This is a genomic window from Paenibacillus sp. NPDC058367 (assembly GCF_042723305.1).
GTDB lineage: Bacteria > Bacillota > Bacilli > Paenibacillales > Paenibacillaceae > Paenibacillus_AQ.
In genome coordinates this window covers 192,315-212,631 of the sequence record NZ_JBHXIZ010000007.1, presented here as the reverse complement: position 1 = coordinate 212,631, position 20,317 = coordinate 192,315, and the positions used below count along the sequence as shown (strand labels likewise).

Below are 20,317 nucleotides of genomic sequence, written 5' to 3'. Positions count from 1 at the left end.
GCTGAATTAAAGGGAATTATTACCCGTAAATCGGTATTTTTAAGTAATTTCGATACAATATAGGGAATTGTTCCCTTTATATCAGCTGAACTTGGTGTAATTAATTGAATTTGGCCAATATACAGGGAGAAATTCCTTATAACTTGGTCATAAAACAGCTGTGACCTAATTTATAGGGAGGTTTTCCCTATAACTTGTTCCATCAAAATGAAACCCTAAACCTACACTGGAGTTCTTACTCGCCAAATCACTGAAAACCCTGCGGAAAGTATAACAATCTCTGCTCCATATGCGACAAATTTAAACTAACAGAAGCCTATTCAACCGACGGGATGATTTTGTTGCTTAATACGAGCTACTTTGCTCATAAACTAAATATTGTGCTGCCAAGTGATTCTTTTGTCCTGAAAAATATTGATGTGCTTTGCCCAATATTGATCTTTCAGGCCCTACCCAAGTAACCGAGATGTAAGCGAAGGTAAATAGTATGGCACTTATTATTCAGGTGATGGAGCAGCGTAGAGAATGTTTGGAACTGTAGGAGCGTTAGCGATCGCCTTTATTGTCAGATTTCTACCGCGAGTAGCGGTTTAAATCAGGAAATCTGACAATAACAGCGACCGGAAGTCCAAATATTTCTCGAAGCTGCACTTAATCACCTATACCAAGTTGTCCAGTTTTTAACTCAGTTTACAGAGAAGGTTACAATACAATCCTTGATTTTTACACAAACTTGAATTACGATTTAATTGCTTGTACCGTGGATATTTGAAAATAAATACCAAGGGCGGCAAGTCTGGGGGAGTTAACAGGTGGAGAATTTGGAAGGCAGATTGACAAAGCTCGCCTTAAAAGGCGACCAAAGGGCATTTGCCGAGCTTGTGGAACTATATAAAGACAAAATATATCATCTGGCGTACCGGATGCTGAACAATCGCCATGAGGCGGAGGATATAGTTCAGGAGACCTTTTTGCGTGTGTATAGAAACTTGGATCGGTATGATGATAAACAGAAGTTTTCTACCTGGATTTATCGGATTGGAACGAACCTCTGTATTGATAGATTACGCAAACGGAAACCAACCTATTCGCTCGATGCAGATATGAACGATCAGGAGGGCCTTGACGGCTATTCGTTGATTCCAAGTGATAATGTAACACCTGAGACCGAATTACTGCTCTCTGAGACGCAGGGGCTAATCTATGAGGCCATTGACAGTCTGCCTGTGAAATACAGGTCTGTGATGATTCTTAGATACCTGCAGGATTTGTCGCTTCAGGAAATAAGTGACGTGCTCGACATGCCTGTAACCACGATTAAGACGCGTGTACACCGAGGTCGTGAATTTTTACGTAAAAAATTAGGCCCGAAAATGTAAAAATAGATTTTTTTTTATGAAACATCTTTGGGAGAGCGACGTATGTAAGTTAAGCAAGTCTTATGTGTCCTGACCCTTTGTCTTAGGATAATTAAATAGCACTCATGAAAGGATTGGCTCCTATGGAATGCAAACTGGCCGTCTCTATGATGCACGACTACTTGGATGACGACTTGCCCGATCAGCAGCAGAGGGAGTTGAAGGAGCATCTTCTATCCTGTCCAGATTGCCGTGCAAAGTTTAAAGAATTAGAACAGACAGATATGTTGATGTTCTCCCTAATGCATCAGAATCCTGTTGCCTCAGATGATCTTGTGAGCCGGATAATGAGTTCATTGCCAAAGACCAAGAAAGAAAATGCTTTTGTTACCTGGATCAAGAGACACCCTGCACTTACAGCGGCATCTCTGTTTCTTGTCGTAATGCTGATGAGTTCCGTAACTTTTTGGAGTCCAGATAGACAACTTGTAGTTAGAGGCGCAGATCTGGATCAAGTGGTTATCAAAGGGGATACTGTAATCGTACCTTCCGGCAAGATTATTACCGGTGACCTTACCATAGAGAATGGTAAAGCACAGGTATATGGGGAAGTGAACGGCAATGTAACAGTCATTGACGGTTCTTTGTATCAGGCTTCAACAGCTCATATTTCTGGGCAAGTCAAAAGCATAGACCAAGCGGTAAGTTGGCTCTGGTATAAAGTGACGAACATGTTCTCTGAAGTTGCCTACCGTTAAAGAAAGCGACAGTGGTTACCTTGAGCTGGAATATTATTTTGCGCCTCTTTTTCCGGAAAGATGGCGCTTTTTTGTTGCCTAAATTTAGAAAAATTAGAAAATGGGTGAGGGGCTAAACTTGCAACTGGAGCCCGAACGTTATAACCTAGATATTGATACAGATCTAACAGACATTTTACATAAACCCAGCTAATATGAAATGACGGGGGTTTTAGGCAATGAGTTATTTTACAGACTTAACATGGAAAGATTCCATTAAAGATATTATTGATATACTGATCGTCAGCTACATTATTTATAAAGTGCTTAATATGGTCCGCGGAACTCGAGCGATTCAGCTGCTGAAGGGGATTCTGGTCCTGGTTTTGATTTGGGCTGTGAGTACCATGCTAGACCTCTATACACTTAAATGGCTAATGAATCAAATGTTTACATTCGGGGTGCTGGCGGTCTTTATCATCTTTCAGCCGGAACTACGAAGGGGACTGGAGCAGCTTGGACGAGGTAAATTTTTCGGACGGGCTGGGGAAAGTGATGAAGAACTCAGTAAATTAATTGGCGAAGTGATTAAAGCCGTAAATTATTTATCACATAGAAAAATAGGGGCATTAATCGTATTCGAGCGAGAGACAGGCCTTAATGAATATACGGAATCGGGTATCGCCATGCGTTCTTTAGTCAGCTCTGAGTTGCTGATTAACATCTTTATACCTAACACCCCTCTGCATGACGGAGCCCTTATTATGCAGGGGAATCAGATCGCCGCAGCTGCATGTTATTTACCTTTGTCCGAGAACCCTTTTATTAGCAAGGAACTGGGGACAAGACATCGCGCGGCTATCGGGATTAGTGAGGTTGCGGACTCGGTGTCTGTCATTGTCTCGGAGGAGACAGGACAGATTTCTCTGGCCATCAATGGTCAAATTGTAAGGGACATTAAGGAAGAATCAATGATTTCGAAGCTCCATCAAGAGCTGAGTGTAAGTTCATCGCTGAAGGAGAAAGGTTCAACTTTCTGGAAACGGAAGGGGGACAAAAATCATGGATAAGTGGATGAGCAATAACAATTTCAATAAGATTCTAGCCCTTGCATTTGGGATCATACTGTTTACTATGGTTCGTATCGACACTGCACCTGTTGGACAGACCACGGTCGATACTAAATCGAAGATTATTGAGAATGTAAAGATCGAAGAGATCGGTCTAGATAAAGATAAATTTGTACTAGAATACAAGGATGTAGATAGTGTGAGTATGGAGGTTAAGGGGAAGAACTCGGATATCTCTTTTCAGTTCTCGGACGACTACAAAGTGACCCTTGATCTAAGTAAGGTTGAGCCTGGAGATAATACGTTGCCACTCTCATATTCATTACCTAGAGGTGTAACTCTTGTCAGAATGACTCCTAAAGAGGTCAACGTACATGTAGAGCTGCGAAATACAAAGTCTTTTCCCATAACATTGGTTACCAAGGGAGAACCAGCAGCAGGGTATCAATTAGGTACCCCAGTCTTGCAGCCTACGGATACTGTTGAGGTTACGCTGCCAGATAATGAGTTAAGCAAAGTGGTGAAGGTACAAGGCACCATTGAGCTAAATGGCGAGAACGAAACCTTTAAAGAGAAGAAATTGAAGCTGCATGCTTATGATAATGAAGGAAAAGAAGTAAAGGATGCCGTCATTGAGCCGGCTACCGTTTCGGTGGAGTTGCCAATTACCTTGCCTTTTAAGAGCTTACCGCTGGATATCGGCTTTACCGGACAACTTCCGGGTTCTCTCGTCTTATCAAATGTGACACCTGAGCTGGAATCAGTCGTGGTATATGGCCAAGCCAATGCATTAGCTGCATTATCTACCTATGAAGCAAGTGTCGATCTTAGCGCTATAGATTCTGCAGGAACGAAGCAGCTGAAGGTAGAACTGAAACCTCCGGCAGGAACTGAGAAAGTAATGCCTGAAACCGTGAACGTTTCATTAACGATCTCAGAAATTGCTGAACGGACGGTTGAAGCGGTACCCATTAAGTTACAGGGTGTCGGTGATGAGTTTGAAGGAAGTATTGTTAATCCAACAAGCAAGGATATAGCCCTTACCTTAACAGGTGCACCTACTTTGCTAAATCAACTAAATAAAGACGATATAGGTGTTGTGGCTGATGTGACTGGCCTGACTGCCGGGACTCACGAGGTTTCTTTACGGGTATCACTGCCTAAATTCATCGCACTGGCTAATTCAAGTGTGCCTCTTACGGTAACTGTACAGTTGCTGTCACCTGCAACGCCGGTGCCTACGCCTCATCCAGACGCGGGTAGTGTAACTACTCCTGAGCCAAGCTCTGAACCTGTTATAGGCGATGAGGAGGCCACTGAGAAGCCTACACATAGCGGAGAAGTTGGAGCTACAGCGACGCCTGTCCCCACGGATAGCAGTCCAGAGAATAATGGCACAGCTAACACAAGTACGAATTCCGAAAATCCTGTAGGTACAGGGGGAACGTAACCTTTTATTGAAATACGTCTTTTAGGATATGTCCCAAAGGTACACCAAAATAGTATTCAAATCATAGGATAGAACATTAAGCTAATGTAGCGTATTCAAAGGAGAAAAATAATGGGGAAGTATTTTGGAACTGACGGTGTGCGGGGAGTAGCAAACCGTGAATTAACTGCAGAAATGGCTTATAGCATTGGTCGCTGTGGAGGATATGTGCTAGCGGGTAACGTGCATAAACCAAAGGTTGTCATTGGGATGGATACACGAATTTCCGGACCTTTGCTCGAATCGGCTCTTATTGCTGGTTTGCTGTCTATTGGGGCAGATGTAATCCGTATAGGTGTAGTGAGTACACCTGCTGTTGCCTATATTACGAGATTATTAAAGGCAGATGCAGGGGTCATGATTTCGGCATCACATAATCCGGTTGAAGATAATGGCATTAAGTTCTTTGGCGGAGATGGTTTCAAGCTTACGGATGAAACTGAGCTGCGTATTGAAGAACTAATGGATGCTGAAGTTGATGAATTGCCTCGTCCTATCGGCTCTGGTTTAGGTATGGTTACGGTTGATAATGACGCCAAGTACCTCTATCTGGAGTATTTGAAGACAACCATTTCTCAAGATTTCAAGGGAATTAAGGTTGTACTCGACTGTGCTCACGGCGCAGCGTATGAACTTGCACCAAGATTGTTCAGAGAGCTGGGCGCTGAGGTTATTTCTATTGGTGCTGAGCCTGATGGATTGAATATTAATGCTGGATTTGGTTCGACACATCCAGAGACTTTGCGTGAGGAAGTATTACGTCATGGAGCGGATTTGGGACTTGCTTTTGACGGAGATGCTGACCGATTGATTGCGATCGATAATAAAGGCGATGAAGTTGACGGAGACTTTATTCTCTGTATTTGTGGGGATGCAATGAACCGTGCTGGTAAGCTGAAAGATAGCACAATTGTATCAACGGTTATGAGTAATATCGGATTCTACAAGGCTACCGAGAAATTATCCCTCAACACTGCTAAAACAGCTGTAGGCGACCGGTATGTGATGGAAGAAATGCGCCGTGGTGGTTTTAATCTAGGTGGAGAACAGTCTGGACATGTTATCTTCCTTGATTATAATACAACAGGTGATGGTATTCTGACGGCTATCCAGCTGGTAGATACGCTTAAAGCTTCCGGTAAGCAACTTAGTGAGGTTAAGAGCATGATGACGAAATACCCGCAGGTACTAGTCAATGTTCGTGTACAAGATAAGACCAATTATCCTAACAACCAAGCTATCGAAGCAGCTATCGCTGAAGTAGAAGGCAAGCTGGGCGACAATGGCCGTGTGCTTGTACGTCCATCGGGTACGGAGTCTTTAATCCGTGTCATGGCAGAAGGCCCTGATAAGGCAGATCTAGATCTTTATGTGAATCAAATTGTAGAAGTGGTTCAACGCGAATTGGTATAATTCATTACCATACCTATATAGCCGGTGTAGAGAGCGAGAGCGATTCGGACTCATTACACCGGTGTTTATTATTTTTGGATGGATCGTCTGAACAGGGATTTGTGAAATTTAGGTTGGTGCAGCATTGCCAAAGTAATGTAAGGTGCATATAATAGATTAAGTGTCATTCTAGAAGGAAAGCGGGGATTGTGAGGTTTGCAATAGCAAGCGCCAGAGCTTGGTCGAGCGCGGGGGAGAAGGGAAAGCTGCTACATGGTTATGTAGACAAGGGCTTGAACGGATCACGGCAGACGTAAGCTGACGAGGTGGAGGTGTTCGAAATGTTCGGCGGGGACCTCCCGGTGATGCACCAGAGCCGTAAATGGAGACGGAAAATGGAAGGGCGACCTTTCACACAACGTTTTCATGGGTGCATAAGAAATATAAAATTCATGTGTGCGCGCATCGTAAAGAAACACGTTGATTCTGCCACGGCAGAGAAGAAGGCTGTGCATTTCATGAACATAAGATGTAAGTGACAGTTTATTTTGTTGATCCAAAAATACAACAGAATATTTGCTTTTTCTCAAAAACATGCCGCACGGCACGTTTCTTTCCTTATGCCGCCACATTACGATAACTCGGACGGGGGAAATAATAATGTGTGGTATTGTAGGATATATTGGTAATCAGAATTCGCAGGGGATCTTGGTTGAAGGTTTGAAGAAGCTGGAGTATCGGGGATATGATTCTGCTGGTATTGCTGTATTCACTGGGGAAGGACTGCAGGTAGTGAAAGCACAAGGCCGTTTGGCGAATTTGCAGTCGAAGCTGGAAGGCAGCCCACTGGCAGGTAGCGCAGGTATCGGACACACACGCTGGGCAACTCACGGTAAACCATCCGATGAGAATTCCCATCCACATACGGATAACAGCATGAAGTTCTCGGTCGTTCATAACGGTATTGTCGAAAACTATCTGGATCTGAAAGAAGAGCTGATTGCTGGCGGATGCCACTTTGTCTCCGAAACAGATACAGAAGTTATTTCACACCTGATTGCTCGCGAATATGATGGAGATATCGTGAAAGCTGTGCAAAAAGCGATTACCTTCATGCGCGGTGCTTTTGCATTAGGCGTCCTGACTGAATATGAACCAGATAAATTGGTGGCTGTGCGTCAAGCAAGCCCGCTAATCATCGGTCTTGGCGAAGGAGAAAACTTTATCGGGTCAGATATTCCTGCACTGCTTGAATATACCCGTAACGTATATATTTTGAACGACGGCGAAATGGCTGTCTTGACAAGAGATGCTGTCGAACTGATGACGATTGAAGGAAACTTTATTTCTCGGGAAATGATTACTGTCGATTGGGATGCAGTTACCGCAGAAAAAGGCGGCTACGAGCATTTCATGTTGAAAGAAATCCACGAGCAGCCTAAGGCTTACCGCGACACTATGCGTGGTCGTATTAATGCTGAAGGCAACAAGGTTGTTTTGCCAGAGTTGAACATCACAGAAGAACAAATCAAGAACATCCGTAACATCCAAGTTGTTGCTTGCGGAACGGCATACAACGCTGGTGTGGTAGGACGTACTATGATCGAATCTTTGGTTCGTATTCCAGTAGAGAATGACATTGCTTCGGAATACCGTTACCGTTCACCAATCGTGACCCCGGAAACTTTGGTTATCGTTGTCAGCCAATCCGGTGAGACTGCAGATACATTGGCAGCTCTTCGTGAAGCGCAAGCTAACGGTGCACATGTTCTGGCAATCACAAACGTAGTGGGCAGCTCTATTGCTCGCGAAGCGAATGATGTGTTGGTAACCTTGGCAGGTCCAGAAATTGCAGTAGCCTCGACCAAAGCCTACACTTCACAATTGGTCGCTTTCGGATTGTTTGCTCTTTACTTGGCTGAAGTTCGCGGTACACAAACCGAAGCACAAGTGGCTAAGATACTAGCAGCTATGCAAGCTCTACCAGAACAAGTGGAAGAGATCCTAGCTCAAAAAGAAGCGATCAAAGGTTATGCAGAACAAATTTCTGAGCACAAGAACCTGTTCTTCATCGGCCGCGGCGTAGATTACGCTGTTGCTCAAGAAGGTTCCTTGAAGCTGAAAGAAATTTCTTATATTCACTCCGAAGCTTATGCTGCAGGTGAATTGAAACACGGTACGTTGGCTCTGATTGAGGAAGGCGTTCCGGTTATTGCCCTGGCAACTCAGGAAGCTGTGCTTGAGAAGACCGTCAGCAACATCAAAGAAGTGAAAGCTCGCGGCGCAGACGTGCTTGCAATCACTCACCAAGAGCATTTGACTGACCTGCTTAGATCAGTGGATCAAGTGTTTGTTATTCCTAAGACATTGCCAATGCTGACAGCAGCGTTGTCTGTAGTACCTCTGCAATTATTGTCTTATTATGCTTCTCTTGCGCTGGGTCATGATGTGGATAAACCACGTAACTTGGCGAAGAGTGTTACTGTGGAGTAGGTTATAACCTTTCCCAAACAATAGTACCGTTTATAAAAAGTTGCACCCTATCACCCCGTTGGATATGATTATCTAACGGGGTGTTTTTTTTTGTAACTACGCCTGAACAAAAGGCGATTCTGAGGTTAGGAGTGATCGACATGGAGGTTTTTGCAGACTATTTAGCGCAAATTGATAACCCACAGCATCGGGAGCGAATGGAAGAGGTGTTGGCTTGGGTAACTAAGAAATTCACAGATTTAAAACCAAAAATTGCGTGGAATCAGCCTATGTTCACTGATCACGACACCTATATTATTGGCTTTAGCGTATCCAAACAACATATGGCTGTTGCGCCTGAAATCGCAGGGATTAATCATTTCTCTGATGCAATTGTACAGGCAGGCTATGATCACACCAAGCAGTTGTTACGGATCCGGTGGGATTGCCCGGTTGATTTCTCATTACTTGAGGAAATGATCGAGTTTAACATTATGGATAAGGCAGATTGTTCAACTTTTTGGCGAAAATAAAAAATTAGTTAGCCTCGATGATGAATACATCATCGGGATTTTTTTAATTAGGAGTAAGACACTCCTACATAAAAGGTTGCTAGAAATGGAGCTAATGACCCCGTCTGTCAGTATTGGGGGCGAAAATATTAGTTCTTTTTGTCGAATCCATAATTCTTTCTTAGCGGATCATTAGCAAACATGCTAATATAATGACTGAAAAGGTTGAAAGCCCTTACTTTTTTACGCATAGGGGCGATCATCTCATGTTCACATGATAAAGAGGGGAAGAGAATGCATGCGGCGGATACTGTCGATGTTAAAGTTAAATACGCTGCGAAATCAAATGTTGCTCGGTTTCCTCGCCGTCATGCTCATCATTCTGACGTTCGTTGGAGGGATTACGTTCCATTCAGTCTCGACGCTACTCAAGAATAATGCGGAGAAGCATATTCAGCAAACCGCGATTCAGGCTAACGGCCGTTTGGAAAGCGTTCTCGAACAGATTAATTCTCTGACGACGCTGGTCTCGACTAACGATTATATCCAGCAACTTCTTTTACGCGATATAGAGGGTCATCCCGCTACCTTTACGGAACGGCAAGCGCTGCCATCTATTATCAATCTGGTCCAAATCTACACGGACGGCATCAAATCTGTTGAGCTTTATAATAAAGACGGAGTGAGGCTGTATCCTCTCGACGGCAGCACCCTTAGAGATAAGGTACCCGAAGATTGGATCGAAATGGCGACGAGAAAGGAAGGTAGTCTCGTTTGGTTCGGTATTGATCCGCTCGATCCTACATCGCTTGTGGCGATTCGACAGATCAGCCTTATTGATCGGCATTTCACAACTGGAGGCTATTTACTCATTCGCTCAGACCGAGACAAGTTTGCACTTAAAGACTCTTTATCCGGGGAAGGGGACGGAGAAACAGTATTACTCCTCGCTCCTGATGGGCAGTTTATTACGTCTAACGATGACAGTATTTCACAAAAGACAGCAGCAAAGCTGGTGGAGGAATCTAACGATCAGAATGTTTCCATCGGCAAACGGTCCTTTATCGTTGTCAAACAGCGGTCTTCCGTGACAGGATGGACGCTACTCATCTTAACCCCGGTTAACGTCATCACCAAGGGGATTTCGGTCTTGCGGACGACCATTGTCGTATCGGCCTTGATGGGTACCTTACTGTTCACCTTGCTTTCGTTTTTCCTGTCTATACTTATTACCAGGCCTGTGTTCAGGTTGATCAAAGCTATGAGAAGTACCCGTCTAGGCATCCTGAAGCCTATCGAGAATGTATCGTCCACTATGGAAATTCAGGAACTGAATTATTCCTATAACAAAATGGTTGATAATATCAACGAGCTGATCCAGTTAGTTTATGAGAAGGAGTTATCCCGGAGTCATACGGAGTTGAAGGCACTTCAGGCGCAGATTAATCCGCATTTTTTGTTCAATACCCTAGATGTTCTGTACTGGTCACTGTTGGATAGGGATGAAGATCAACTGGCAGAGTATGTTGTCGCCATGTCTGATTTATTCCGTTATACGATCACCGGCTCGAGTAAAGGGGGATGGGTGAAGTTACAGGATGAGCTGGAGCATGTAAAGCGATATTTGCTTATTATGAAGATGCGATTTGAAGGTCGCTTGGAGTGGGAAATTGAGGCTCCTCCTGAATTTTCGAATGTGGAGTTACCCCGACTGTTGCTGCAGCCCCTTGTAGAGAATGCCGTATTGCATGGGGTCGAGAGCAAGATTGAACCGGGATGGATAAAGCTAACGGTTGCTGGAGATGAAGAATGGGTCACCATTACGGTGGAAGATGACGGGATGGGAATGGACGAGGAGATGCTGAGCTCTCTTGTGGAAGGGCTGGATAGCGGAAAGGTATCTTCTTCAAAAGATTCCGGTGTCGGAATCGCTAATGTGCATAGAAGGCTTCAACTATTTTTTTCGAGAGAGAATGAGCAGGGTGCGGCAATGACCATCGATAGCCAAAAAGGTCAAGGCACCCGTATAAACATCAAAATTCCTGTTCGAGGAGACAAAATGCCATGAGAAGCCGAACAATTCTTATTGTCGACGATGAACCGAGATCTAGAGAAGGAATGAAGAAAATACTAGAGGTGTGGGCAGCTGGTCATTATGAAATCCTTACGGCAAGTAATGGAATCTCGGCTATTGAAATTCTGGAGGAAATACCGGTGGAGCTCATGATATCGGATATCCGCATGCCGGGAATCAGTGGTCTTTCTTTAGTTAGTCAAATAAGGGATAAAAAAATACAGCGTCAGCCATCCGTTATTCTCATCTCTGGTCATGCCGAGTTCGAGTATGCTCAGCAAGCGATTCAGTTGTCCGTAGTTGAATATTTGCTCAAGCCAGCCAGTCGGGAAAAGCTAATCGCATCTGTGGAGAATGCCCTGAAGGCAGGGGAGGAGCAGGAACATATCGGCTTCATGCGGAAGATGGCTGATCCACAATTAATGGCCATAAGAGATGAAGATGCCGCATTAAGCGATCCGGTCCGTCAGGCGATAGACTATGTGGAAATGCATATAGAAGAGGCGATCAGCCTGCAGGAAGTAGCCGGACTTGTTCATCTGAACGGGAGCTATTTCAGTTCTCTTTTCAAGGAGCAATGCCAGATGAATTTCAGCGAGTATGTCGCCCGTAGAAAATTGCAGAAAGCGAAGGAATTACTGTTGAAAACGAATCTGCCTATAGCGGAAATTGCCAGCCTTACGGGTTACCAGACGGTTAAATATTTCAACAAGCTGTTCAAGGAATACGAAAGAATGAGTCCAGGGCAGTATCGTTCTTCCATGAGGAATGGTATAGAAGCGAATATCCAATGACGGCTCGGCAAGGGGGGAATATCTACGAAGAGGATCGGATTATCCATCACCCTTTTCTTAACATTGTTGTTGATAACAACAGCTTGCAATGGGGATAAGGGGAATAGCAGCAAGAGCGACGGCGAGAAAATCACTTTAAAAATGATGCATCTATGGCCGGATAGCAATAACTCCGCGCAAAACAAAATGGTAAAAGAAATCATCAGAGAATTTGAAGAAGCTAATCCGAATATCACCATCAAGACAGAAGTTCTTGAAAATGAGCAGTATAAAAGCAAACTGAAGGTACTTGCCGCTTCCAACGATCTACCGGACATCGGATTCACCTGGGCAGCAGGCTTTATGGATCCTTATGTTAGGGGAGATAAGTTTGCAGCCGTGGACGATCTTTTACAGGATGAGTTGAAAGGAAAATTCGTAGCTGGTACGACGGAGGGGTACTCCTTTGATGGGAAGACGTATGCCCTTCCTGTCGAACTAAACATAGTTCCGGTCTACTATAATAAAGAAATATTTTCAGAATTTAATCTGCAGCCTCCCCAAACCTTGGATGATCTCAAAGCGATCATTCGAACACTGAACAACAATGGCATAACACCTGTTACTCTTGGAGGCAAGGACGGTTGGCCGGCTTCCTTCTGGTACATGTATCTAGCTGATCGTATTGGGGGACCTAACCTGATGGATAAAGCTGTTGCGGATCAGGACTTCACAGATCCTTCCTTGCTAGAGGCTGCAAGACAAGTACAAGAATTGGTAAACCTGAACACATTCATCAAAGGCTACAACGGATTATCCAATGATGAAGCCAAGGTACAGTTCATGAACGGAAAGTCAGCCATGTTCGTTACAGGGACTTGGGAGCTGCCAGATTTCACGACCACAACAAATATAGCCCAAGAATTTAAAGTCAACATCGGTTATTTCAAGTTCCCGACAGTTGAAGGCGGCAAAGGTAACGTCGATGATTGGGTCGGTGGTCCGGGCACTGGATTGTTCGTTTCCAAAAATTCCAAACATGCTCTGGAGGCCAAAGAATTCGTCAGCTTTTTCGTTCAAAAGTGGGGGGAGCATTCTGTTGTCAATGCAGGCGTAATCCCGGCTACCAAAGTAGATACTGCGGCCATCAAGCTACCGCAAATGTTCATTGATCTATTAAACGAGTTAAATAAGGCTAATAAAGTAACTCTTTATCTGGATACACAAATGAAGCCAGTCGCATCTACCATACACATGAATCAGATTCAGGCATTGTTCGGTGAAGCCGTCACACCTGAAGAATTCATCAAGAAGCAGGATGATGCGCTAAAAGCGGATAAGTAATGATCAGAAATATAAACAGAGTATGGAGACACCAAGGGATAGATCCCTTGGCGTCTCTTTTTTTGCGCTCTATAGAACTGAATCTAAAAATAGTGGAAGTTTTCCTAAAGAGGGTGTCCTTATGCTTAAGGATTGCAGGATCTATAATTATGAATGCGGTTACATAAAACCGAAGTGATAATACAAAAGGGGAGGCAAAGATATGAAAAGTATGAAACGTAGTTTAGTGGGGCTCTCTACATTGCTCGTGATGTCATCTGCTCTCGCAGCATGTGGTGGGAACTCGAATTCTAATTCTAATTCATCTAGCTCAAGCCCAACGACTGCACCAGCAGCAAACGCTACCGAAGCTCCATCAAAAGGAACAGGTGAGAAAGTCACTATCAATCTCTGGAGCTTTACAGATGAGATACCTAATATGACCAAGAAGTACATGGAAACTCATCCGGATGCGAATGTTGAGTTCAAAACTACGGTTATTGCAACCACTGATGGTGCTTATCAGCCTGCTCTTGATCAGGCTCTGGCAGCTGGTGGAAAAGATGCCCCGGATATTTTTGCAGCTGAATCAGCATTTGTGCTCAAGTATACACAAGGCGATGCATCCAGCTATTCGGCCAACTATTCTGACCTGGGCCTTGACGACCAAATGGTTAAGGACGCTGGCATCGCTCAATACTCGGTTGACATCGGTAGCCTAGACGGCAAATTGAAAGCCCTCGGCTATCAAGCGACTGGCGGTGCATTCATCTATCGCCGTTCCATTGCGAAGGATGTTTTTGGAACCGACGATCCAGCCACTATTAAAAATGAAATTGGACCAGGCTGGGATAAATTCTACGAAGCAGCCGCGAAGCTGAAAGCTAAAGGATACGGCATCGTTTCCGGCGACGGAGATATCTGGCATCCAATTGAGAACAGCTCGGATAAGGGTTGGATTGTTGATGGCAAGCTTCATATCGATCCGAAGCGGGAAGAGTTCCTTGACCTCTCTAAAAAGTTAAAAGACAATGGCTACCACAACGATACAACGGATTGGACGGAAGCTTGGTACGCCGATATGTCAGGCTCTGGAGCCCAACCAATCTTCGGTTTCTTCGGTCCTGCTTGGCTCATCAACTACGTGATGAACGGTCAAGTAAAAGACACGAATGGCGACTGGGCGGTTTCCGAACCACCAACAGGGTTCTTCTGGGGTGGCACTTGGCTGCTTGCCAACAAAGACGTCACCAAGGACGATGCCAAGAAACAGGCTGTTGCAGACTTTGTGAAGTGGGTTACACTCGACACCTCCGAAACGGGACTCCAATATTACTGGGCTAACGGTACCATGAAGGAAGGCGAGCAAGGTACGAAGGACAGCGTTGCTTCCTCCGTTGTCATGTCGAAATCAAACGGTGAAGTTCCACTGCTCGGTGGTCAGAACATGTTCGACGTGTTTGTACCGGCCAATGCAAACGCTTCAGGTAAAAACTTGACCCAGTACGACGAAACAATCAACAAGCTCTGGCGTGATCAAGTGCGTGAATACACCGCGGGCAACAAGGACCGTGCCAAAGCGATCGAAACCTTTAAGCAACAAGTCAAAGACCAACTTGGCATTGAAAGCGAATAAGAAGGATTCGGAGGGGCGGGGGAGTAATCCCGCCCCTTCATATCAACTAAAGAGGTGAGAGCATGCGCCGCAAAAATGTGAACTATTCGAAATACGGTTATATTTTTACCTTTCCGTTTGTCCTGGCATTTCTGATTTTCTCACTGTATCCCATTTTATATACCGCAGTCATTGGATTCACCGATATGAAAGGAATAATACCAAAACCGATCCATATCCTTGATAATCCTTTTCAAAACTTCAAAGATCTTCTCTTTGATAATCCTTCGTTCCGGAAGTCTTTGATCAACACTGGATTGCTCTGGATTACTAACTTCGTTCCCCAGATGCTTCTCGCGCTCTTGCTAACGGCATGGTTCACGAATAAGCGTCTCAATATAAAGGGACAAGGCTTGTTCAAGGTTCTGCTCTATATGCCTAATATCATCACAGCGAGTACGATTGCCGTGTTGTTCAGCACTTTATTCGCCTATCCGATGGGTCCTGTAAACAGTTTGTTTCAAATGTTGGGATGGACCGACGCTCCGGTGTTCTTCTTGCAGGATAAGACGACAGCACGGGGCATTGTCGCGTTCATCCAGTTCTGGATGTGGTACGGCAACACCATGATCGTCCTGATTGCTGGCGTTATGGGTATAAATCCTGCTCTCTTCGAGTCTGCATCGATTGACGGGGCCAACGGGTTTCAAACCTTTTTCCGCATCACACTGCCGAGTCTGCGTACGATATTGCTGTTCACACTGATTACATCGATGGTGGGTGGTTTGACCATGTTCGATATTCCGCAATTATTCCTTGCAGGCGGGCCGGACGATTCTACGCTTACCACGTCCATGTTTATCTACGGGCAAGCATTCAAGGGTAGCTATATGTACAATCGTGCTGCAGCAGCGAGCATGATTATGTTCTTGATTTCGGCAATATTGGCCGGAATACTGTTCTACGTGATGCGTGACCGTGATGCGTCAAGACTTAAAAAAATACAAAAACAAAAGAATAGAAAAGCTGCTATAGCAGCCCGTGAGGGAGGTGTAACACATGGCAAATAATCAGAAAAGCGGAACCGTTAACCGAAAGATCAACAAGACAATTATCTATGTTGTTTGCATCTCTTTGGCGGTGCTCAGTATCCTGCCGTTTTGGATCATGTTTGTAAATGCCACACGCTCTACACCGGAAATTCAAAGCGGACTTTCTCTGCTTCCTTCGAGCCACATGATGAGCAACCTACGAGTGTTGCTCGATAAGAGCTTCGATCCGCTTCAAGGGTTCCTGAATTCATTTATTATTGCCAGTTCTGCAACCCTCTGCACAGTCTATTTCTCGTCCTTGGCGGCCTATGGGCTCGTCACTTACAGCTGGAAGCTACGGGGGCCATTTTTTACCTTCATCATGTGCGTGATGATGATTCCCTCCCAAGCGAGCGCAATCGGATTCTATCAGTTCATGTATAAATTACATTGGACCAACAATTTTCTTCCGCTGATTCTACCAGCAATTGCTGCACCTGCGGTGGTATTTTTCATGCGTCAATACTTGCTCGCAACTCTGTCGATAGAGATCGTGGAAGCTGCACGTGTAGATGGGTCTGGTGAATTCTTCACTTTCAACCGGATTATCTTACCGCTGATGATGCCGGCAGTAGCAACACAAGCCATCTTTGCCTTTGTGGCTAACTGGAACAACCTGTTCATGCCGCTGATATTGCTGACACAGAAGGAGAAATATACTATGCCAATCATGGTAAGCTTGCTCCGAGGTGATATCTACAAAACGGAGTTCGGCTCGATCTATATGGGTCTGGCTTTGACGGCTTTACCGTTGTTTATAGTTTACTTCTTGTTATCCAGATACATTATCGCGGGCGTGGCACTTGGTGGTGTCAAAGAATAACCCCGGTAAACTGGCTTCGAATAAGGCAGCGCCGTGGAACCAATCAATTCCAATCTAGGCTTGTTGATTAGCTAAATTATAGTTATGGAAATGTGAGAACATTAGCTGAAAATACTTTAGGAGCGCCTTAGTGTACCTTTTTTTGAAATATCAGAAAGTATAAGTTTCACATGTCTACTCATGTTCTGATATTTCTCGCAGAAACGGAACCGTCCCTATAAGGACGGTAAAATCCATTTCTGCTTGGCTAATCAACAGGCGTAATCTCAATCAGGAGGAGAGTTCTATTATGGCAACAAAAAATGAACCGTTAGTTACCCATCTCTATACAGCCGATCCCTCCGCTCATGTATTTGAGGGCAAGCTGTATATTTACCCATCCCATGATATTGACCATGATGGACCTACAAATGATAATGGTGACCAATATGCGATGGAGGATTATCATGTGTTTTCCTTGGAAGATCCTACATCCCCCTGTGTAGATCATGGAGAGGCGCTTCATCTTCGGGATGTGCCTTGGGCTTCGAAACAAATGTGGGCGCCCGATGCCGCGTACCGGCAGGGGACGTATTATTTGTTTTTCCCGGCCCGGGACAAGGAAGGAATTTTCCGTATCGGAGTGGCTACGTCAACTTCTCCGTCTGGTCCTTTCCAGGCTCAAGAAAGCTATATCGAAGGGAGCTTTAGCATTGATCCCGCCGTATTCGTGGACGAGGATGAAAGAGCCTACATGTATTTTGGCGGCTTATGGGGCGGACAATTAGAAAAGTGGCAAGACGGTATTTTTCAACAAGATGCGGTAGAAAAGGGCCCAGAGGAACCGGCTTACGGTCCTTGGGTGGGCGAGCTGAGTGAAGACATGCTGTCATTCAAATCTGACCCTCAGGAGATCTCCATTATTGATGAAGAAGGGAACTCAATCCTTGCGGGTGATGAAGACAGAAGATACTTCGAGGGTCCATGGATGCACAAGTATAAAGGGAAATACTATCTCTCGTACTCTACTGGCACAACCCATAAGATCGTCTACGCGGTGAGTGATAAGCCTTGCGGACCTTTTGTTTTTCAAGGAACGATCCTGAATCCAGTTATTGGCTGGACGACTCATCATTCTATCGTGGAATTTAACGAGAAATGGTATTTATTCTATCATGACGCATCGCTTTCTGGTGGCGTGGACCATAAACGTAGTATGAAATTTACAGAACTCCATTATGAAGAAGACGGCAGAATCCGGCCGGTAATGCTTTAACCGAACGACTCGACCTTTCTATGAGTTCCTTATGAAGACCTACTTAAGGGTGTCTTGAAGCTAATACTTCAGAGACATCCTTATTTGTCTTTTCACCTTCATATTACAGGAAATAATTTCTAATATTCTGATTGCTTTTTTTATAAATAAGTTTTAAGTTTTATTGAAGAACTACATTCAACATGGAAAAATAATTGAGACTCCAGAGCTTATTCAAGGAATAGAAAGAAGTTGCTGGAATGCTATCAGAATCGACTGACTCTGCTGATATAAAATAACAGTGTAAGGGAGGATTATTCTATGGAAAATTACCTATTAAATAATGGGGTTTTGTTACCAAAAGTCGGATTGGGTGTATACCAAATGAAAAATGAACACGAAGATGCAATCATTTGGGCATTGAGAAATGGATATAAGCATATTGACACCGCCGCTTTTTATCATAATGAGGAACTTGTTGCAAGTACAATTAAAAAATCAGGTGTAAATCGAAAGGATATATTTATTACAACAAAACTGTGGAATTCAGATCATGGTAAAAGAACGAAACAGGCTTTTGAAATGAGTTTGAAAAAACTGGGGACAGATTATATAGATCTTTATTTGATCCATTGGCCATCCCCAAAATATGTTGAGAGCTGGTTGATATTAGAGGAATTGTACAAAGAGGGTAAAATCAGAGCCATTGGTGTGTCTAACTTTGAACAAACGCACCTGAGTGATGTATTGAAGCATGGCTCAATAGTACCTGCAGTAAATCAAATTCACACAAATCCGTTTTTACAGCAGCCTGACTTGCATAATTATATGGTGAATAAGAATATCCAACATGTAGCGTGGAGTCCTTTTGGACATGGAAACAAAAATTTATTCGATAACCCTATATTAACAAGCATTGCTGAAAGACACGGTAAAACAACGGCTCAAGTTATGTTAAGATGGAACATTGAGCGCAATGTTGGGGTTATTCCCAAGTCGGTTAATCCTGCAAGATTAAAGGCGAATCTGGAAATCTTTGATTTTAGTTTATCTGATGAGGAAATGAAACAAATATCGACATTAGATAAAAACAAAAAGGGATTTGTTAATCCTGACAACAAGCTGTTTTTATGGGCTACTACACTTTTGCGGTAATTTAGTTGGAATTCCAAGAGGGCAATGATTAAATAGAAAAATCCTTGCCTTTTAGATTTATTAAAGTTATTATAGATTCACAAAGTCTTTAATTGGAATACTTAAAGGAATTATTCTTAGTATCTAGAAACAAGAAAATAGTGGATCTGGCAACAATTATAATGACGGAGTAAGATCCGTTCTTTTTTTAGGAAAAATTAGAGATAACACAAGTCTCTAATATCTTTAATGTAAATTGAAAAGCGAAAGGGAGAATTAGTATGACTCATGATTGTGTAATTATCGGTGGAGGACCGGCAGGTCTAAATGCTGCTCTCGTGCTAGGTAGGGCAAGAAAAAGTGTGGTTGTGATTGATGAAGGACGCGCACGTAATAGGGTTACTCGAGAAACGCATGGCTTTCTTACTAGAGATTCTATAAGTCCAGGCGAATTTAGGAGGATTGCGAAGGAGCAGATTAGTGCCTATCCATCCGTTACTTTTGCGGAAGATACCGCCCTATCGATTAGGGGAACCGATGGCGATTTTCAAATTACGACGGTTCAGGGTCAGACTTTTCAAAGTAAAAAGGTGCTCTTCGCCATAGGGATGAAGGACCTCCCGATGGATATTAAGGGACTCTCAGACGTATATGGTAAAAGCGCCTTTATCTGCCCCTATTGTGATGGATGGGAACTAAGAGATCAGCCTCTTGTCGTAATTGTTAAGGGAGCCGATGCAACGCATATGGCCCAAGTGTTATCTGGTTGGACGAAAAAGATTACCATATGTACTAATGGATCTGATGACTTAACGGATGCACAACGCGAAGAGCTAAATCAACATAACATTCCTGTCTATGACTCACCGATTCAGTCGATCGAATCTGACAATGGCATGGTGCAGCAAGTTGTGTTGAAGGATGGTACTAGCATCGTATGTACGGGGATATTTTTTAGACCGAAGCTTAGGATCGGGTCGGATTTGCCACAAGCCATTGGTTGTGAGCTCACAGAAACAGGAACAGTCATCGTTGATAATCTCGGTAAAACGAACGTTCCAGGCGTTTATAGTGCCGGTGATGCAGCAACACATCTTCATCAAGCCATTATTGCCGCTTCTATGGGCTCCTTAGCTGGGGTCGGCATTAACAACGAACTAAATGAAGAGGAATGGCGTAACATATAATGCTATTGTACAAAATAGTCTAATTCATTTATT

The 20,317-nt window shown here is 43.9% G+C and carries 16 protein-coding genes; all 16 read left to right on the top strand.

The window, feature by feature from the left end:
- Positions 1-812 precede the first annotated feature (812 nt).
- The gene (gene sigW / locus ACFWMP_RS27830) at positions 813-1,379 is read left to right on the top strand and encodes an RNA polymerase sigma factor SigW (RefSeq protein WP_042192081.1); all 567 of its coding nucleotides are present in this window, start codon (positions 813-815) and stop codon (positions 1,377-1,379) included.
- A gap of 122 nt (positions 1,380-1,501) precedes the next feature.
- Entirely contained in the window at positions 1,502-2,116 is a 615-nt protein-coding gene (locus ACFWMP_RS27825) for a zf-HC2 domain-containing protein (RefSeq protein ID WP_042192079.1), read from the top strand.
- Positions 2,117-2,334: 218 nt separating this feature from the next.
- Positions 2,335-3,165: a diadenylate cyclase CdaA gene (gene cdaA, locus ACFWMP_RS27820; protein WP_042192076.1), complete on the top strand. Its 831-nt coding sequence runs from the start codon at positions 2,335-2,337 to the stop codon at positions 3,163-3,165.
- Positions 3,158-4,615 carry a CdaR family protein gene (locus ACFWMP_RS27815; protein ID WP_052404438.1) on the top strand — a complete coding sequence of 486 codons (1,458 nt, stop codon included), beginning with the start codon at positions 3,158-3,160 and terminating at the stop codon, positions 4,613-4,615. The genes cdaA and ACFWMP_RS27815 overlap by 8 nt, the downstream gene beginning before the upstream one ends.
- A 111-nt stretch (positions 4,616-4,726) precedes the next feature.
- On the top strand, positions 4,727-6,067 hold the full coding sequence (gene glmM / locus ACFWMP_RS27810) for a phosphoglucosamine mutase (RefSeq protein ID WP_042192071.1): 1,341 nt from the start codon (positions 4,727-4,729) through the stop codon (positions 6,065-6,067).
- 639 nt (positions 6,068-6,706) lie between these two features.
- Entirely contained in the window at positions 6,707-8,539 is a 1,833-nt protein-coding gene (gene glmS, locus ACFWMP_RS27805; protein WP_042192067.1) for a glutamine--fructose-6-phosphate transaminase (isomerizing), read from the top strand.
- Positions 8,540-8,679: 140 nt separating this feature from the next.
- Positions 8,680-9,051 carry an iron chaperone gene (locus ACFWMP_RS27800; RefSeq protein WP_379425464.1) on the top strand — a complete coding sequence of 124 codons (372 nt, stop codon included), beginning with the start codon at positions 8,680-8,682 and terminating at the stop codon, positions 9,049-9,051.
- 277 nt (positions 9,052-9,328) lie between these two features.
- Entirely contained in the window at positions 9,329-11,098 is a 1,770-nt protein-coding gene (locus tag ACFWMP_RS27795) for a sensor histidine kinase (RefSeq protein ID WP_379425463.1), read from the top strand.
- The gene (locus ACFWMP_RS27790) at positions 11,095-11,898 is read left to right on the top strand and encodes a response regulator transcription factor (RefSeq protein ID WP_042192060.1); all 804 of its coding nucleotides are present in this window, start codon (positions 11,095-11,097) and stop codon (positions 11,896-11,898) included. Before ACFWMP_RS27795 ends, ACFWMP_RS27790 begins: the two co-directional genes overlap by 4 nt.
- Before the next feature lie 66 nt (positions 11,899-11,964).
- Positions 11,965-13,221, top strand: coding sequence for an extracellular solute-binding protein (locus ACFWMP_RS27785; RefSeq protein ID WP_234541137.1), 1,257 nt, complete (start codon positions 11,965-11,967; stop codon positions 13,219-13,221).
- A gap of 202 nt (positions 13,222-13,423) precedes the next feature.
- On the top strand, positions 13,424-14,836 hold the full coding sequence (locus tag ACFWMP_RS27780) for an ABC transporter substrate-binding protein (RefSeq protein WP_339243591.1): 1,413 nt from the start codon (positions 13,424-13,426) through the stop codon (positions 14,834-14,836).
- Positions 14,837-14,898: 62 nt separating this feature from the next.
- Complete coding sequence (locus tag ACFWMP_RS27775) at positions 14,899-15,885, top strand: carbohydrate ABC transporter permease (RefSeq protein ID WP_042192055.1); 987 nt, start codon at positions 14,899-14,901, stop codon at positions 15,883-15,885.
- Positions 15,875-16,729, top strand: a complete 855-nt coding sequence (locus ACFWMP_RS27770) for a carbohydrate ABC transporter permease (protein ID WP_042192048.1) — start codon at positions 15,875-15,877, stop codon at positions 16,727-16,729. Before ACFWMP_RS27775 ends, ACFWMP_RS27770 begins: the two co-directional genes overlap by 11 nt.
- 289 nt (positions 16,730-17,018) lie before the next feature.
- The gene (locus ACFWMP_RS27765) at positions 17,019-17,984 is read left to right on the top strand and encodes a glycoside hydrolase family 43 protein (protein ID WP_379425458.1); all 966 of its coding nucleotides are present in this window, start codon (positions 17,019-17,021) and stop codon (positions 17,982-17,984) included.
- Between the two features lie 300 nt (positions 17,985-18,284).
- Positions 18,285-19,118 carry an aldo/keto reductase gene (locus tag ACFWMP_RS27760; RefSeq protein WP_042192046.1) on the top strand — a complete coding sequence of 278 codons (834 nt, stop codon included), beginning with the start codon at positions 18,285-18,287 and terminating at the stop codon, positions 19,116-19,118.
- A 260-nt stretch (positions 19,119-19,378) separates the two neighbouring features.
- Complete coding sequence (locus ACFWMP_RS27755) at positions 19,379-20,284, top strand: NAD(P)/FAD-dependent oxidoreductase (protein ID WP_379425456.1); 906 nt, start codon at positions 19,379-19,381, stop codon at positions 20,282-20,284.
- Positions 20,285-20,317 lie beyond the last annotated feature (33 nt).

What these genes read in the sequence shown, in the direction of transcription:
- ACFWMP_RS27825 (WP_042192079.1), top strand. Translation starts at nt 1,502, where the DNA reads ATGGAATGCAAACTGGCCGTCTCTATGATGCACGACTACTTGGATGAC.
- cdaA (WP_042192076.1), top strand. Translation starts at nt 2,335, where the DNA reads ATGAGTTATTTTACAGACTTAACATGGAAAGATTCCATTAAAGATATT.
- ACFWMP_RS27815 (WP_052404438.1), top strand. Translation starts at nt 3,158, where the DNA reads ATGGATAAGTGGATGAGCAATAACAATTTCAATAAGATTCTAGCCCTT.
- glmM (WP_042192071.1), top strand. Translation starts at nt 4,727, where the DNA reads ATGGGGAAGTATTTTGGAACTGACGGTGTGCGGGGAGTAGCAAACCGT.
- glmS (WP_042192067.1), top strand. Translation starts at nt 6,707, where the DNA reads ATGTGTGGTATTGTAGGATATATTGGTAATCAGAATTCGCAGGGGATC.
- ACFWMP_RS27800 (WP_379425464.1), top strand. Translation starts at nt 8,680, where the DNA reads ATGGAGGTTTTTGCAGACTATTTAGCGCAAATTGATAACCCACAGCAT.
- ACFWMP_RS27795 (WP_379425463.1), top strand. Translation starts at nt 9,329, where the DNA reads ATGCGGCGGATACTGTCGATGTTAAAGTTAAATACGCTGCGAAATCAA.
- ACFWMP_RS27790 (WP_042192060.1), top strand. Translation starts at nt 11,095, where the DNA reads ATGAGAAGCCGAACAATTCTTATTGTCGACGATGAACCGAGATCTAGA.
- ACFWMP_RS27780 (WP_339243591.1), top strand. Translation starts at nt 13,424, where the DNA reads ATGAAAAGTATGAAACGTAGTTTAGTGGGGCTCTCTACATTGCTCGTG.
- ACFWMP_RS27775 (WP_042192055.1), top strand. Translation starts at nt 14,899, where the DNA reads ATGCGCCGCAAAAATGTGAACTATTCGAAATACGGTTATATTTTTACC.
- ACFWMP_RS27770 (WP_042192048.1), top strand. Translation starts at nt 15,875, where the DNA reads ATGGCAAATAATCAGAAAAGCGGAACCGTTAACCGAAAGATCAACAAG.
- ACFWMP_RS27765 (WP_379425458.1), top strand. Translation starts at nt 17,019, where the DNA reads ATGGCAACAAAAAATGAACCGTTAGTTACCCATCTCTATACAGCCGAT.
- ACFWMP_RS27760 (WP_042192046.1), top strand. Translation starts at nt 18,285, where the DNA reads ATGGAAAATTACCTATTAAATAATGGGGTTTTGTTACCAAAAGTCGGA.
- ACFWMP_RS27755 (WP_379425456.1), top strand. Translation starts at nt 19,379, where the DNA reads ATGACTCATGATTGTGTAATTATCGGTGGAGGACCGGCAGGTCTAAAT.